Annotated in this window: 14 protein-coding genes; 10 read left to right on the top strand and 4 right to left on the bottom strand. The window is 72.3% G+C overall.

The genetic code is table 11. The features are described from left to right. Positions 1-79: 79 nt before the first annotated feature. The gene (locus OG373_RS07745; RefSeq protein WP_405436956.1) at positions 80-1,237 is read right to left on the bottom strand and encodes an agmatine deiminase family protein; all 1,158 of its coding nucleotides are present in this window, start codon (positions 1,235-1,237) and stop codon (positions 80-82) included. Positions 1,238-1,429: 192 nt separating this feature from the next. Here OG373_RS07745 and OG373_RS07740 point away from each other — a divergent pair, with 192 nt between their 5' ends. The 8 genes from OG373_RS07740 to OG373_RS07705 all read left to right on the top strand — a co-directional run bounded on the left by OG373_RS07740 (position 1,430) and on the right by OG373_RS07705 (position 9,933). Beyond that, positions 1,430-1,732: a hypothetical protein gene (locus OG373_RS07740; RefSeq protein WP_405436954.1), complete on the top strand. Its 303-nt coding sequence runs from the start codon at positions 1,430-1,432 to the stop codon at positions 1,730-1,732. 116 nt (positions 1,733-1,848) lie between these two features. Continuing rightward, entirely contained in the window at positions 1,849-3,018 is a 1,170-nt protein-coding gene (locus OG373_RS07735) for an agmatine deiminase family protein (RefSeq protein WP_405436952.1), read from the top strand. A gap of 122 nt (positions 3,019-3,140) precedes the next feature. Next, entirely contained in the window at positions 3,141-3,722 is a 582-nt protein-coding gene (locus tag OG373_RS07730) for a TetR/AcrR family transcriptional regulator (RefSeq protein WP_397729550.1), read from the top strand. A 216-nt stretch (positions 3,723-3,938) separates the two neighbouring features. Continuing rightward, a complete protein-coding gene (locus OG373_RS07725) occupies positions 3,939-4,298 on the top strand; it encodes an agmatine deiminase family protein (protein WP_405436950.1) in 360 nt (119 codons plus the stop codon). A gap of 232 nt (positions 4,299-4,530) precedes the next feature. Further along, positions 4,531-6,345 carry an ABC transporter ATP-binding protein gene (locus OG373_RS07720; protein WP_405436948.1) on the top strand — a complete coding sequence of 605 codons (1,815 nt, stop codon included), beginning with the start codon at positions 4,531-4,533 and terminating at the stop codon, positions 6,343-6,345. A gap of 150 nt (positions 6,346-6,495) precedes the next feature. After that, on the top strand, positions 6,496-7,032 hold the full coding sequence (locus tag OG373_RS07715; protein WP_405436946.1) for an NADPH-dependent FMN reductase: 537 nt from the start codon (positions 6,496-6,498) through the stop codon (positions 7,030-7,032). Positions 7,033-7,099: 67 nt separating this feature from the next. Continuing rightward, a complete protein-coding gene (locus OG373_RS07710; RefSeq protein WP_405436944.1) occupies positions 7,100-7,831 on the top strand; it encodes a carbonic anhydrase in 732 nt (243 codons plus the stop codon). A 140-nt stretch (positions 7,832-7,971) separates the two neighbouring features. Then, a complete protein-coding gene (locus OG373_RS07705; protein WP_397729537.1) occupies positions 7,972-9,933 on the top strand; it encodes a flavin monoamine oxidase family protein in 1,962 nt (653 codons plus the stop codon). Between the two features lie 28 nt (positions 9,934-9,961). Here the strand turns inward: OG373_RS07705 and OG373_RS07700 are convergent, their stop codons facing one another. Together OG373_RS07700 and OG373_RS07695 are read right to left on the bottom strand one after the other, a co-directional pair. Next, on the bottom strand, positions 9,962-11,914 hold the full coding sequence (locus OG373_RS07700) for a CASTOR/POLLUX-related putative ion channel (protein WP_405436942.1): 1,953 nt from the start codon (positions 11,912-11,914) through the stop codon (positions 9,962-9,964). Between the two features lie 68 nt (positions 11,915-11,982). Next, positions 11,983-12,564, bottom strand: a complete 582-nt coding sequence (locus tag OG373_RS07695; RefSeq protein WP_405436940.1) for an isochorismatase family protein — start codon at positions 12,562-12,564, stop codon at positions 11,983-11,985. Between the two features lie 69 nt (positions 12,565-12,633). On the opposite strand from OG373_RS07695, the gene OG373_RS07690 reads away from it, so the two are divergent. Beyond that, positions 12,634-13,194, top strand: a complete 561-nt coding sequence (locus tag OG373_RS07690; RefSeq protein ID WP_405436939.1) for a DUF6434 domain-containing protein — start codon at positions 12,634-12,636, stop codon at positions 13,192-13,194. Positions 13,195-13,215: 21 nt separating this feature from the next. On the opposite strand, the gene OG373_RS07685 is transcribed toward OG373_RS07690, so the two are convergent. Beyond that, a complete protein-coding gene (locus tag OG373_RS07685) occupies positions 13,216-13,779 on the bottom strand; it encodes a dihydrofolate reductase family protein (protein WP_405436937.1) in 564 nt (187 codons plus the stop codon). Here OG373_RS07685 and OG373_RS07680 point away from each other — a divergent pair. After that, entirely contained in the window at positions 13,673-14,914 is a 1,242-nt protein-coding gene (locus OG373_RS07680) for an enoyl-CoA hydratase/isomerase family protein (RefSeq protein ID WP_405436935.1), read from the top strand. The two genes, OG373_RS07685 and OG373_RS07680, sit on opposite strands and share 107 nt — an antisense overlap. Positions 14,915-15,022: the final 108 nt, after the last annotated feature.

Here is a 15,022-nt window from a genome sequence, read left to right as displayed (position 1 = left end):
CGTCCCGGCCCCGGCGGATCACGGCGGGCGGGGCGGTACGGAGCGACACGGGCTCTCCGGTGGTGCGGTGGCGCGGGGATCAGGCGGCGGGCCTGCCGGGCTGGTCGTGGGTGGAGCAGTGGATGCCGCCGCCGCCCGAGGCGATGGTGTCGATCTTCACCATGACGACGTCCCGCTTCGGGAAGTGCTCGCGCAGGATCCCGCGGGCGCGGTCGTCCGCCTTGCGGTCCCCGAACTGGGGCATGAACACCGAGTCGTTGGCCACGTAGAAGTTGGCGTACGTGGAGACGAAGTCGTCGCCCTCGCCCGTGATCCGGTCCAGGTCGGGCTGCGGCAGGTCGATGACCTCGAAGCGCCGGCCCCGGGCGTCCGTCGCCTTCGACAGGACGGACTTCGCCTGGTCGGCGGAGCGGGACCAGGAGTCCGGCGGGGTGCTGGGGTGGGCGCGGTCCAGCAGGACCACACCGGGGGCGGTGAAGCGTACGAGGCTGTCGACGTGCGCGTCGGTGATGTCCTCCCCGCGTACGCCGGCCAGCCAGATGACCTTCTGGACGCCGAGGGTCTGCTCGAGTTCGGCCTCGATGGTGTCCCGGGACTTCCCCCGGTTGCGGTTGTCGTTGACGATCGAGCTCTCGGTGACCATCAGGGTGCCCTCGCCGTCGGTCTCGAAGGAACCGCCCTCGGCGACGAGCGGGGCCTGGGTGCGGGGGATCCCGTACTTCTGCAGCAGCAGGCGCCCGACCTGGGCGTCGTTCGTGTGCTCCTGCTTGTTGCCCCAGCCGTTGAAGTTGAAGTCGACCCCGATGACCTTGCTGCCCTCCTCGACGAACACGGGGACGGTGTCGCGGGCCCACAGGTCGTCGACGGCCAGCGGGATCACCTCGACCTGGGAGCCGCAGGCCCGCTGGGCCGCGGCCACCTGGTCGGGCCGGGCCATCATGACCACTGCTTCGTAGCCGCCGATGGCCCGCGCGATCCGGGCGATGTCCTCGCGTACGTAGGGCAGGTCCTGCTCCCAGACCGAGGCGAGGGCCGGCCAGGACATGAAGGTGCGGGTGTGGCTCTCCCACTCGGCGCCGAACCGGCGCTTTCCGTCCGCGGTGGGCTGCGCGGAGCCGTCGGCGGCGGGCTGCGCGCCGGATTCGGCGGGACCGCAGGCCGCGGCGCCGAAAACGGCGGCTCCGATCCCGGCGAGGGTACGCAGGACGGTCCGGCGGGTGGGGGGTGTGAACGACACGGGGGACTCCGATCGTGTGCTGGCGGAGCGCGGGGCGTCCGGCCGGGGCGGGCACGGGAGGCGTGGCACAGGCAGGCGGGCCGGGCCCTCATCACAGGGTGCATGCTTTGCACCGAGAAAGACCGGTACGCACGGTGAAGTGGTGCGCTGGATGGCATCCACTGTTGCACTGACTGAAAATTCAGTCAATTTGTGAATCGAGGGAACCGAGGCGGTACGTATCCGGGGACGTACGCGGAAGCCGTCGACGGCCGGGGCGCACCGTCGGCGGGTTCCCCTACGGTTCCCGCCTCGTCGGGCGGGAAGCCCCCGGACGACTGCGCGCGGGGGATCGAGACGCGCCCCGTCACGGCCCTGCCCTTCAAGGCGCTCACGAAGGAGCGCCCCTTCTGCATACGGAGCCCCGACCAGCGGGAAATCGCGATCGTACGGCTCGTCGAGGCGACCTCCGCAGGCTCCGTCACCATCGCCGTCGACCACTTCCGCAAGAGCTGATCCGCGCAAGCGGAACCAGGTCGACGCACCCGGGCGACACCCGGTCAAGGGTTGACTGAATTTTCAGTTAAGGCGAGGATGCCGTGCATCCCGCCCCTCCTCATCAGGGAGTCACCATGGATACCAACCCCCGTACCTCGCGCCGTCGCGTGCTCCGGTTGGGCGCGGCGGCCCTGCCGCTCGCGGCCCTCGGCTCCACCGCCCTCCCGGAGTCCCTGGCGCGCACGGCCTCGGCCGCGGAGGCCGGCACGCTCCGCATGCCGGCCGAGACCGACCGGCACATTCGTACGTACATGGCCTGGCCGGCCCTCTCGTCGGTGTGGGACAGCGGCCTCGGCGCGGTACGCCGGGACATCGCCGAGGTGGCGCACGCGATCTCGCGCTACGAGCCGGTCGTGATGCTGGCCCGCCCCGGCCAGGTCGCCGAGGCCCGCTACCAGTGCGGACAGGGCGCCTACTACGGCATCCAGGTCATCGACATCCCCAACGACGACCTCTGGATCCGGGACTTCGGTCCCACCTTCGTCGTCGCCCCGGGTGCCGTCGCCGGTGTGGACACCAACTTCAACGGCTGGGGCAAGGCCGGTACGACATACGCCCAGCCCTTCGCCAACGACGCGGCGGCGGCCCGCACGCTGCTCGCCGAGTACGAGGTGAACCGGATCCGGGCCGGCTTCGTCGGCGAGGGCGGCTCCCTGGAGACCGACGGTGAGGGGACCCTGCTGGCCACGGTCAGCTCGATGGTGAACGCCAACCGGAACCCGGGCATGAGCCAGGCCCAGGTCGAGCAGGCCATGAAGACGGCGCTCGGCATCGACAAGGTGATCTGGGTACCGGGCCTCGCCGGCCAGGACATCACCGACTGCCACATCGACTGCCTGGCCCGGTTCGTCTCCCCGGGCCGGGTCATCCTCGACAGGCCCGGCCCCGGCGCGGACAAGAAGTGGGTGGCCGTCTACGAGGAGACCAAGCGGGTCCTGCAGAGCGCCATCGACGCTCACGGCCGCCGCCTGGCCGTCACCGAGCTGCCCGGACCGGACCGGCGCAAAATCCGCGGCCGGGGCGAGGAATTCCTGTCGAGCTACACCAACTACTACACGGCGAACGGCGCCGTGATCGCGCCGCAGTTCGGCGACGGCTACGCCGACGGGGTCGCCTACGCCGTCCTCCAGGCCGCCTACCCGGGCCACCGGGTCGAGCAGCTCTCCATCGACGGCATCGCCTCCGGCGGTGGCGGAATCCACTGCGCCACCCAGTCGCACCCGGCCGTGCCGCCGGCCGTCTGATGGCCGGGCCGCCCCGGCCGGCACGGACGGCCCCGCCCGCAGGGGCGGCCCGCGCGCCGTCCGGCACTCCTGGTGACGGGCCGCGTACATACGCACCCGATCACCCCGGTAGGGTGCGGAGCATGGCGTCTCGTAGTACTCAGATCCTCGAAGCCGCCGCCCGGGTGATCGCCCGGCGCGGTGTACGCGGGCTGCGCGTGGAGGAACTCGCGGCCGAGGCCGGCGTCTCCACCGCCCTGATCTACTACCACTTCAAGGACCGTACGGGCGTCCTGCGCCAGACGCTCGAGTTCATCAACGACCGCGCCGAGCGCTACACCACGGAGCGGGACCCGGACGACCCGCCGCTCACTCCGCGCGAGGAGCTGGAGGAGACCCTCCTGCTGGAACTCCAGGACACCGTGGAGGTACGGGAGAACAGTTCGGCCTGGGGCGAACTGCGGGCGAGCGCCGTCTTCGACGAGGTGCTGCGCGAGGACCTGGCGCGGGCGACCCTGGTGTGGGTCCAGGAGGTGGCCGCGCTGCTGGGCCAGGTCCAGCCGATGGTGCCGGCCTCGGCGCTCGCCGCGGCCGCCGAGCGGCTCACCGCCCTCCTGGAGGGCCTGAGCATGCGCTGGCTGAGCGGTGGCATCAAGATCGACCACGCCCGTGAACTGATGCGGGGCGCCATCGACGCCGAACTGGCAGGGCTCCGGCAGGTCTGACGCGCCCGCCGGGCCGGGGCCGCCCCTGCGGCCCGGCCTCGCGGCCCTGCCTCGCCCCGCAACGCCCCGAGGCAGGGACCCGTACTCACAGCGGATGTCGCGGACGGCTCTTCCCCGACTCCCGCGCGTCTCTCGCAGGTCTCACACTCGACTTCCGTGATTCCTTGCGCACCGGGTCTGCCCAGCCTATTAACTGAATTTTCAGTCAGTGCCAGAGTGAGGATTCCGAGCAGGGCGGCCGAACCTCCCGCCCCTTCGGACCGCCGGGCCGGCCTGTGCAACCGCACGGGGTCGTGCCCGGCCCGCACTCCTCGACGCACTCCTTGGGGCGTCCCCCGCGCGCCACCGGCCCTCGGCCGCCGCCTCGCGCACCACACCATCCGGACGGCGACGCCCCGGCCCCGGCCGCACCCTCGCCCGCCCGCCCACTTCGGCGACACCCGAGCAGACACCGCGGCGAAGGCCACCCTGGCCCGGCTCTACCCGGGCCGTACCGTCGAGCAGCTCAACATCGACCGGCTCGGCACCGGCGGCGGCGGAATCCACTGCGTCACCCAGCAGCAGCCCGTCCCGTAACCCACGCCTTCGGCCGCACTCGCACCCGCACCCGCACCCGCACCGCACAGGACCACGGGCCGTTCCGGAGTGATCCGGAGCGGCCCTCCACCATTTCCGGTACCGCGGCGATCGGGCGGGACGATCGGGGACGACATACCGCCATTCGGGAAAATCCTTGGACCGGGCGGATGCCGTCGCGGGACACTTCGGTTCCTGAAATCCTCCCGCCACACGACAGCACAGGGTTGTAATGGGAACGCCTGGATCGGCCGAAGGTTCACCGGGCAGGGGCTCGGTACTCCTCGCACTTCGCTACTACGGACGGGAGTTGGTCCGCCTTCGCCGGCTGACCGCACCCGCGATGCTGCTCCCGGCGCTGGGCAACATCGGCATCAACTACATCGCGCCGCTGATCGTCGCCAAGCTCGTCGGCCGCATCTCCGGCGGCGGCAGCACCACCGTCGACGCCATGCTGCCCTACGTCCTCGCCTTCGCCGGGGTGCTCCTGCTCGCGGAAGCGCTGTGGCGCGTCGGGCTGCACTGCCTCAACCGCCTCGACGCCCGCGGCATCGAGCACCTTTACGTGGTCGGCATGGACGAACTGTTCGCCAAGGACGCCGCGTTCTTCCACGACAACTTCGCCGGATCACTCACCAAGCGGGTGCTGAGCTTCGCCTCCCGCTTCGAGGAGTTCGTCGACACCCTGACCTTCTCGGTCATGGGCAGCTTCGTACCGCTGCTGTTCGCCTCCGTCGTGCTCTGGCAGTACGACCCGCTGCTCGTGGCCGGGCTGCTGGTCCTGATCGCGGTGACCGCCCTGGGTGTGGCGCCGCTGATCCGGCGCCGCCAGACCCTGGTCGCCCAGCGCGAGGAGGCGATCGCCCGGGTGTCGGGCCACGTCGCCGACAGCCTGATGAACATGGACACGGTCCGGGCGTTCGCCGCCGAGGAACGCGAAGCCGCCGAACATCGGTCGCGCGTCGCGGAGTCGCGCCGGCTCACCCTGCGCTCCTGGGACTACGGCAACCTGCGCATCGACACGGTCGTCGCGCCGATGTCCGTACTGACCAACGCACTGGGCCTGCTCCTCGCCGTCACGCTGGGCGGGGGAGAGCACGGGGTGGAGGCGGTCATCGTCGCCTTCACCTACTACGCCAGCGCCACGCGGATCATGTTCGAGTTCAACCAGATCTACCGCCGCCTGGAGAGCTCGATGACGGAGGCCGGGCAGTTCACCGAACTGCTGCTGAAACCGCCGACCGTGCTCGACCCGGCCTCGCCCGAACCGCTGCGGCCCGGGGCCTCGGACGTCCGCTTCGAGCGGGTCACCTTCGCCCACGGCGGCGGGAAGCCGCTCTTCGACGGACTCGACCTCGACGTGCCCGGCGGGACGAAGATCGGCCTCGTCGGCCGGTCCGGTGGCGGCAAGACCACGCTCACCCGGCTGCTGATGCGGATGACGGACATCGAAGCCGGCCGGATCCTGATCGGGGGCCAGGACATCAGCCAACTGCGCCAGGCGGACCTGCGCAGCCTGATCGCCTACGTCCCGCAGGACCCGGCGATGTTCCACCGCACCCTGCGGGAGAACATCGCCTTCGCCCGCCCGGACGCCACCGAGGCCGAGATCCGCCGGGCGGCCGAGGCGGCGCACGTCACGGAGTTCACCGACGCCCTGCCGGACGGCTTCGACACCATGGTCGGCGAACGCGGCGTCAAGCTGTCCGGCGGACAGCGCCAGCGCGTCGCGCTCGCCCGGGCGATCCTGCGCGACGCGCCGATCCTGCTGCTCGACGAGGCGACCAGCGCCCTGGACTCCGAGAGCGAGATCCTGGTCCAGGAGGCGCTGTGGCGGCTCATGGAGGGACGGACGGCCCTCGTGGTGGCGCACCGGCTGAGTACGGTCGCGAACATGGACCGGCTCGTCGTCCTCGACCGCGGACGCATCGTCGAGCACGGCACGCACCAGGAGCTGCTCGCCTCGGAGGGCGCCTACGCGAAGCTGTGGCAGCACCAGTCGGGCGGCTTCCTCGACGACACCGCCGCACGCTCCGACGTCGGCTGAACGCGGGCCCGGCCGACCGCGCCTCCCCTCAAGGGTGTGCCCTACCGGTCGGGCCGGGCTCGCGGTGTCCGGCCCGGACACGGCCGACCGTCTCGCCCCTGCTCCGGGGCTTCGGCACCGAACGGTTCCGCTCGGAAGTAGGTTGACCGGATGTCCACACCACCCTTGATCCTCCTGTTGTCCGGAAGCCTGCGGACCGGTTCCTCCAACGAGTCCGTGCTGCGCACCGCGCAGGCGGTGGCGCCCGCGCACGTGTGCACCGTGCGCTACCCGGACCTGGCCGCTCTGCCGCACTTCAACCCCGACGACGACACCGATCCCCTCCCGGCCCCGGTGGCCGAGCTGCGCGCGGCGATCGGCGCGGCGGACGCGGTCCTGATCTGCGCCCCGGAGTACGCGGGCACCCTGCCGGGCTCGTTCAAGAACCTGCTGGACTGGACGGTGGGCGGTACCGAGATCTGCGACAAGCCCGTGGCCTGGGTCAACGCGGCCGCCGCCGGCCGGGGCCGGGGCGCGGAGGCCACGTTGAGGACCGTCCTGGGCTACACCGGCGCGGACATCGTGGAGTCGGCCTGCGTGAACCTCCCGGTGGACCGGGGGACGGTCGGCCCGGACGGGGTGATCACCGACGAAGGGGTGCGCGAGCAGCTCCGCGCGGTGCTCGCACGGCTGCTGACACCCCGCTGAGGGGCTCCTCCCGAGAGCGGCGCCCACCCTGCAGGACTGGATATGCATAGTTTGTCCTGATATGAGCATGCATGCTGAAAGTCGCGGCGGTCCCGGGCGGCGCCGGCTGCTCCGGGTGGTGCTGACCGGCACGGTGGCCCTGGCGGCCGGCCTGGTGGCCGGTTCCCCCCGCACCCCGGAGGCCCCCGTCACCGGAGGGCCCGGAAGGGTCCGGCCCGCCACCCCCCGGTCCGCGCTGGTGGAACTGGAGGCGGGGAATTCGCGCTGGCGGACCCTGCACGAGCGGCACCCCGACGAGACGCGGATCGTGCGGCAGACGCTGGTCGGCGGCCAGCACCCCTTCGCCGTCGTGCTCGGCTGCGTCGACTCGCGCGTGCCCCCGGAGCTGGTCTTCGACCAGGGCCTCGGTGACCTGCTGACCGTACGGTCGGCGGGCGAGGTGCTGGACGAGGCCGTGCTCGGGAGCATCACGTACGGAGTCCTCGAACTGGGTATCCCGCTGGTCGTCGTCCTCGGGCACCAGTCGTGCGGGGCGGTCGCCGCGGCCGTCCGGGCCGCCGGGGGAGGGGCCCCGCTGCCGGGCCACATGCAGTACCTGGTCGACCAGATCCACCCGGCGATCGACCGGACGCTGCGCGGTGCCGCGCGGATCGACGCCGCGATCACCGCGAACGTACGGCTGGTGCGGGCGCGGCTGGCCGCGGAACGGGAGCTGGCGGCCAAGGTCGCGGCCGGGGACCTGGCCATCGTCGGAGCCCGGTACGAACTCACCAGCCAGCGGGTGCGCCGGATCCACTGAAGCGCCGAGTCCGTACCGTCCGGCGGGTGCGAATGCCCGTTCGTCAGCATCGTGCGGCGCACACCGCACGTCCGGGTGATTGTTCCCCTCCCGGGTGGCTTTGGGCGATCAAGGCGCCTGTGGGCCGGGAGAGTTGATCCATGATCATTGAACCCGCTTCCGCACCCGACCCCACGCCGGGCACCTCGGACGAGCCGGCCCCGGCAGCAGCCCGCCGCCCCTCCCGCCGCACCGTCATCGCCGGCGCGGCCGCCGTCGCGGGAGCCGGGGCCCTGTCGGTCGCCGCGGCGTCCGCCGGGACCCCGCAGGCGCCGTCCGGCTCCGCGCGCCCCGACTGGGAGACCTGCCTCACCATCGCCCGGGCCGTCCTCGTACGGGACGAGGACGACGAGCCCCTGGTGCCCCGTTACTCCGACGTCCTCCTGAAGCACGGCCTGCCCCGCTCCCGCACCCGCAAGAAGGTCCTGATCGTCGGCGCCGGACCCGCCGGGCTCACCGCCGCCCACCTGCTCCACCAGGCCGGACACCAGGTCACCGTCATCGAGGCCAACGGCAACCGGGTGGGCGGCCGGATCAAGACCTTCCGGTCCGGCGGCCACGAGAAGTCCGCGGCCCCCTTCGCCGACCCCAAGCAGTACGCCGAGGCCGGCGCGATGCGCATCCCCGACAGCCACCCCCTGGTCACCGGGCTGATCGACAGCCTCGGCCTGAAGCGCCGGCGCTTCCACCTGGTCGACGTCGACGGGTCGGGCCGCCCCGCCTACCGTACGTGGATCTTCGTCAACGGCATCCGCGTCCGCCGCGCCGACTACGCGCGCAGCCCGCAGGCCCTCAACAAGTCCTTCGGTGTCCCGGCGGCCTACGAGGGCGTGCCGGCCGCGCAGATCGTCCGCAACGCCTTCGCCCCCGTACGCAAGGAGATCGAGGGCAAGAAGGACAAGCAGCTCGTCGAGGGCTGGGCGCGCGTCATCCAGCGCTACGGCCACATGTCGATGTACCGCTATCTGACCGAGGAGGCGAAGCTCGACGAGCGGACGATCGACCTGATCGGAACCGTCGAGAACCTCACCTCGCGACTGCACCTCGCCTTCGTGCACAGCTTCATCGGGGCCTCGCTGATCAGCCCGGACACCGCCTTCTTCGAACTGCCCGGCGGCACCGCCACCCTGGCCGACGCCCTCTACGCCCGCGTCGAGGACCTCGTACGCCTCGACCGCCGGGCCACGCGGATCACCCACGGGGAGGGCCGGGTCAGCATCGAGACCGTCTCCGAGGGCCGCGGCGGCAGCGCCGTGCGGCGCGAGACGTTCACCGGCGACACCGCGATCATCACGGTGCCCTTCTCCGGGCTGCGCCACATCCCTGTCGCGCCCGCGCTCTCGTACGGCAAGCGGCGCGCGATCACCGAGCTGCACTACGACGCGGCCACCAAGGTCCTGCTGGAATTCAGCCGCCGCTGGTGGGAGTTCGACGAGGCCGACTGGAAGCGCGAACTGGAGGCGGTACAGCCGGGCCTGTACCGCAAGTACCAGCTCGGGCAGACCCCGGCGGACGGCACGCTGCTGGGCGCGCACTCGTCCGTGTCCGACCGCGGCATCTCCAGCGGACAGCGGGCGCACTACGCGGCCTGCCGCGCGGTCACCCGGGACCAGCCCGAGGCGGCCCACGTCATCGGCGGCGGCTCGGCCACCGACAACCCCAACCGCTTCATGTTCCAGCCCTCCTACCCCGTCGAGGGCAGCGCGGGCGGGGTCGTGCTCGCCTCCTACAGCTGGTCGGACGACGCCCTGAAGTGGGACTCCCTGGACGACGAGGAGCGCTACCCCCGCGCCCTCGCCGGGGTGCAGGAGGTGTTCGGGCAGCGGATCGAGGTGTTCTACACGGGTGTGGGGCGCACCCAGTCCTGGATGCGCGACCCGTACGCCTACGGCGAGGCCTCCGTGCTGCTGCCCGGCCAGCACACCGAGCTCTTCCCCCACGTCCGCAAGGCGGAGGGGAACCTGCACTTCGCCGGGTGCCACACCTCCATCAAGCCGGCGTGGATCGAGGGAGCCCTGGAGTCCGCGGTACGGACCGCCCTCGAGGTCCACTCGACGCTCTGAGCGACCGGCGGCCGCTACGGCGGACGCCTCAGCTCTCGGCGAGCACGATCAGCCAGTCGTGCTCGCCGAAGCGGACCCGCTGCCGCTTGTCCGGATTGAGCCGCACACCGTACGCGGGGCCCGTGGCGGCCTCGGCGCGCAGCCGGTAGCCCAGCGCGCACTCGCGGCGGCGGCGCGCCGACTCGACCAGGGTGGCGAAGGCCACCTCGCGGTCGGTGCGCACATAGTCCGCGACGGGCTTGAGATGGAGCTCGTTCCCCTCCGCCCGGAACAACTCCTCGAAGACGTCCGCGAGATGGCGGTTCTCCGAGATCTGGGTCATGAGCAGACTGATCAGCCGGCCGCTGACGATGAAGTCGGCGCCCTCCCGGGCCGGGGCGAGCAGCCGGTTGCCGTCGTCGGACATCTCCGTGGTGAGCGACAGCTCCCGCCCCGCGGCCTCCCCGATCGCCCTCAGGTGCAGCAGGGTGACCAGCGTCCGGTCGTCCGTATCCGTCCCGGTCTCCGGCGCGAGGGTGAGGTCGATCGCCCGGGCGGGCGGCAGGGGGGCCGGGGAAACGGCCTCGAGGCCCGTCTCCCCGATGACGATCACACTGTCGTACGAGGGCACGTCCAGCTTGGCCAGCAGCCGGGGGTCGGTGATGTCCCCGCTGCGGAAGTCCACTTCGAGGCGGCTGCGCGCCCCCGAGATGCCGGAGGTGCAGCGCATCGTCGTCTCGTCGCCGAGCGAGACCACGTCGAGCGTGGTCCCGGGTCCCACGAACTGGTCGAGCTGCTCCACGATGAGCGGAGCGCGGCGGTTCCAGCCGAGGAGGAGCAGCCGTTCGGCCACGGGCGCCGCGGGGCGGACCGTGACGATCGCGTCCTCCTCGACGTACGAGGACGCGTCCTCCTGCACGGCCGTGTCGTCGTCCCGGGAGACGAGGACGATCCGGTCGTCCGTGCCGATCGGCGTCCCGGGGTCCGGGTTGAGAGCGACCTCGCCGCCGGGGCGCAGCAGGCCCACCACCGAGGACGTGCTGAACGCCAGCAGGGCCTCGCCGAAGGTATGTCCGGCAAGGCCCCGGGCCGGGGCGGTGTAGAACTCGTCGCCGGCGAAGTCGAGCAGGTCCTGGTAGACGAGCGAGAGACCGGGCTCGCGGGCGGTCTGGACGAGGAGCCGGGCGATGATGTCGTCGACGCATACGACGTGCCCGCCGGGCCCGGCGGCCAGCCGGGCGGTGACGTGGTTGCGGGTGTCGCGGACGGCGGCGACGACCACCGCCCCGCCGGGCTCGGGTACCGCCGCGTCGAGGGCGAGCAGGGTCTTCACCACGTGGGCGTCGCCGGTGTCCCCCTCCGGGGGCAGCACGAGCACGGCCTTCGCGGTCCGCGGACTCACCCGGGCGAGGTCCGCAGGGTCGGTGGTGCGGCCGTTGCGGCAGATGATCCTCGTCGTGCCGGTATCGGCGACGGAGGTGGCGATCTCGTCCTCCATCTCCACCTTGTCCTTCGGGGCGAGGACGGTGACCGCCGACCGGTGCTGGTTGGAGTTGGCCGCCACCAGCTCCCCGACCACCGGGAAGATCTGGTCGGACCAGCCCAGTACGACGGTGTGCCCGGACTCCAGCACGGTGGAGTGGCCGCGGCGGAGCAGCATGATGCGCCGGTTGATGCCGGTGGTGATCAGGCTGACCAGTGTGGACACGAACAGCAGGGCGACCAGGGCGAGTGCCACGGAGGCCAGGACGTAGAGGGGCGGGCCGACCGCGCCGCCGATCTTGAGCGTCTGCCCGACGCTGACCCACACGGCGGTGAGCCGGCCGGACAGGGTCGGCGGGGCGCTCCGGTCGGCCCAGACGAGCACCGTGCTCGCCGGGACCACGACGGCGAGGCAGGCGAGGGCGAACCAGCCGATGAGCGCGGTGGTCCCGCCCGCCACCAGATTGTCGAACCGGTAGCGAAGGCGCAGCCGTAGGGACGTGGTGTGCCGCTGCGCCATGAGAACTCCCTCACCTTCCCGCTGCTAACCCACGGGCGCCCGCTCGGTTACGGGTGAACCGTCGCCCGTCAGGAGTCCAGGGCCGCGATGACCTCGTCCGTCGTGCTGACCTTGCCGATGCGCGGGAAGATCTTCCCGAAGGTGTGGGCGTGGGAGTCGGCGTCGATGTCGGCGGTGGCGTCCTCCGGGAAGACCAGGTCGTAGCTGAGTTCCCACGCCGTACGGGCCGTGGACTCGACGCCGACGCTGGTGGAGATCCCGCCCAGCACGATGCGGTGGATGCCGCGGCGGCGCAGCTGGAGGTCGAGCTCGGTACCGGTGAAGGCGCCCCAGTGGCGCTTGGTGACGACCACGTCCCCGAGGGCGGCGAGCTCGGCGGGGATCTCCGAGAAGGCGGCGGGCGGCGCGGCGGCCGGGCCCGGGCGGTCCACGTTCGCGGTGGGCAGGTCACCGCCGTCCGGGGACCACGCCACCTTGACCAGGACCACGGGCAGCCGGTGGGCGCGGAACGCCTCGGCGAGCGCGATCCCCTGCTTGAGCACCCCGGAGGAGGGCTTCGCGGTGGGCAGGCCGAGGATGCCCGTCTGGAGGTCGATGAGTACCAGGGCGGTGTCCTCGCCGAGGACGAGGCGGTTCGGTTCTTCGGTCATGGGTTCTCTCCTCGCAAGACGGTGGGGCGTGCGGGCCGGCGTACCGGCGGTTCTGCGTAGAATGGGAACGTGAGTACGAATACAGCAGGATCCCGGCCCGCTCCGACGACTGCTCTGACCGGGGCCGAGCTGCTGCGCTGGTACTGGACGCTGGTCGAACTGGCGGCGCTCGCACGGGAGATGGGTCTCGCCACCGGGGGCGGCAAGGCCGCCCTGACCGCGCGGCTCGCCGCCGCCCTCGACGGACTCCCGGCGCCCGCCGCTCCGCCCGGGCCGGCACGTCGCCGCGCCGGGCGACAGCTCGCCGCCCCCGTCACCGGAGCGACCGTGATCCCGCCGGGCCAGCGCTGCAGCCAGGTGCTGCGCGAGTACTTCGTACGGGAGATCGGACCCGGGTTCCATTTCGACGCCTTCATGCGCGACTACGTCGCGGGGCACGAGGGGCACACCCTCGCCGAGGCCGTCGCCCACTGGCACGCCACCCGCGCGGAGGCGGCCGAACCCCGTGAGGTGGGTGCGCAGTTCGAATTCAACCGGTTCCTGCGCGCCTGGCACGCCCAGCACCCGGACGGCGCCCGCGGCGAGGCCCTGGCCGCCTGGCAGGAGCACCGGGCCCGTCCCCGGGACTGAGCCCGGGCCCACTCCGCCACCTCACGCGCGCTCGTGGCGCAGCAGCACGACGCCGTTGCCGAAGGTGTGGGTATCCGTCAGCCGCAGGGGTACCGGACCGTAGTCGAGGGTCGGGAAGAGCGGCGTGCCGCGGCCGATCCGCACCGGGTGCACGTAGATCCGGTACGCGTCCACGAGGTCCTGGCGCAGGAACGAGGCGGCGAGATCGGCTCCGCTCAGGGTCAGGTCGCCGCCCGGCGCCGCCTTGAGCGCGGCGACCTCCTCCGGGACGACGTCCCTGACGACCGTGGTGTTCCAGTCGGCCGACTGCAGCGTGCGCGAGTACACGTACTTGGGCTTGGACCGCCAGATCTCGGCGAACTCGGCGACCGCACCGGTGTTCGCGGGATCGGCGTCGGCGGTCGGCCAGTAGTCCGCCATCAGCTCGTGCGTCACGCGTCCGCTGAGGAAACCGCCCATCGGGCGGAGCACGTCGTTCATGTGCTGGTGCAGCTCTTCGTCGACCCGGTGCCAGCCGATGTCCCGGTCCGGCCCCTCGATGAACCCGTCGAGCGACACTCCAGCCATCAGCACGATCTTCCGCATGGCAGCCCACGGTACGCCCCGGGAGCGCCCCACGGCGGGAGCGGCGCGGGGCGCGGAGATACTGGCCGGTGTGAAGACCGAAGACGCGAAGGCCGAAGACGCGAACACCGTGCTGTTCCACACCGACGGCCGGACCGGGGTGGTCACCCTCAACCGCCCCCGGGCCATCAACGCCCTCACCCATCCCATGGTGCTCCGCATCGACGAGACCCTCGCCGCCTGGGCGGCCGATCCGGCCGTCCACCAGGTCCTGATCCGCGGCGCCGGTGAGCGCGGCCTGTGCGCGGGCGGGGACATCCGGGCCATCCACGACGACGCCAGGGCCGGGAAGACGGCCTCCGCGGACTTCTGGCGCGACGAGTACCGGCTCAACGCCCGCATCGCCCGCTACCCCAAGCCGTACGTCGCCCTCATGGACGGCATCACCATGGGCGGCGGCGTCGGCGTCTCCGCCCACGGCTCGGTCCGGATCGTCACCGAACGCTCCCGCGTCGCCATGCCCGAGACCGGCATCGGCTTCGTCCCCGACGTCGGCGGCACCCACCTGCTCGGCCGCGCGCCCGGCGGACTCGGCACCCATCTCGCCCTCACCGGCACCGCCGTCGGCGCCGCCGACGCGCTGCTGTGCGGGCTCGCCGACCACTTCGTACCGGCCGACCGGCTCCCCGAGCTGACCGCCGCACTCGCCGGCGCCCCCGCCCACGAGGTGCTGCCGCGCTACGCCGCCACCCCCGCGCCCGGTGAACTCGCCGGCCGGCGCGGCTGGATCGACCACTGCTACGCGGCCGACACCGTCGAGGAGATCGTGGAACGGCTCCTCGGCCAGGGGGAACCCGCCGCGAAGGAGGCCGCCGAGGTGATCCTGGCCAAGTCGCCGACCGCCCTCAAGGTCACCCTCGCCGCGCTGCGCCGGGCGGCCGCCCTCGACACGCTGGAGCAGGTGCTGGCCCAGGAGTTCCGGGTCTCCTGCAACGCCCTGACCTCGCCCGACCTCGTGGAGGGCATCCGGGCGCAGGTCGTCGACAAGGACCGCGACCCGCGCTGGTCCCCGGCGACCCTGGCCGAGGTGGGCGGCGCGGACGTGGAGCGGTTCTTCGCACCGCTCGGGGAGAGCCGCGAACTGCGCCTCCCCTGACCGGTGCCCCGGAGGATCCCGGCCCCCGCCGAGCGGCCCCGGCCCCGTGCTGCGTGGTGAGGTACTCCCGCAGGTGGCGGGCGGTGAGCGTGTCCGCCCCGGCGGCCT

The organism is Streptomyces avidinii, from assembly GCF_045161815.1.
Lineage (GTDB): Bacteria > Actinomycetota > Actinomycetes > Streptomycetales > Streptomycetaceae > Streptomyces > Streptomyces avidinii.
Note: the sequence above shows the minus strand (reverse complement) of the source record. Positions and strands in the feature narration are given on the sequence as shown.

What these genes read in the sequence shown, in the direction of transcription:
- OG373_RS07730 (WP_397729550.1), top strand. Translation starts at nt 3,141, where the DNA reads ATGGCGTCTCGTAGTACTCAGATCCTCGAAGCCGCCGCCCGGGTGATC.
- OG373_RS07735 (WP_405436952.1), top strand. Translation starts at nt 1,849, where the DNA reads ATGGATACCAACCCCCGTACCTCGCGCCGTCGCGTGCTCCGGTTGGGC.
- OG373_RS07695 (WP_405436940.1), bottom strand. Translation starts at nt 12,564, where the DNA reads ATGACCGAAGAACCGAACCGCCTCGTCCTCGGCGAGGACACCGCCCTG.
- OG373_RS07720 (WP_405436948.1), top strand. Translation starts at nt 4,531, where the DNA reads ATGGGAACGCCTGGATCGGCCGAAGGTTCACCGGGCAGGGGCTCGGTA.
- OG373_RS07715 (WP_405436946.1), top strand. Translation starts at nt 6,496, where the DNA reads ATGTCCACACCACCCTTGATCCTCCTGTTGTCCGGAAGCCTGCGGACC.
- OG373_RS07685 (WP_405436937.1), bottom strand. Translation starts at nt 13,779, where the DNA reads ATGCGGAAGATCGTGCTGATGGCTGGAGTGTCGCTCGACGGGTTCATC.
- OG373_RS07700 (WP_405436942.1), bottom strand. Translation starts at nt 11,914, where the DNA reads ATGGCGCAGCGGCACACCACGTCCCTACGGCTGCGCCTTCGCTACCGG.
- OG373_RS07710 (WP_405436944.1), top strand. Translation starts at nt 7,100, where the DNA reads ATGCATGCTGAAAGTCGCGGCGGTCCCGGGCGGCGCCGGCTGCTCCGG.
- OG373_RS07680 (WP_405436935.1), top strand. Translation starts at nt 13,673, where the DNA reads ATGTGCTGGTGCAGCTCTTCGTCGACCCGGTGCCAGCCGATGTCCCGG.
- OG373_RS07705 (WP_397729537.1), top strand. Translation starts at nt 7,972, where the DNA reads ATGATCATTGAACCCGCTTCCGCACCCGACCCCACGCCGGGCACCTCG.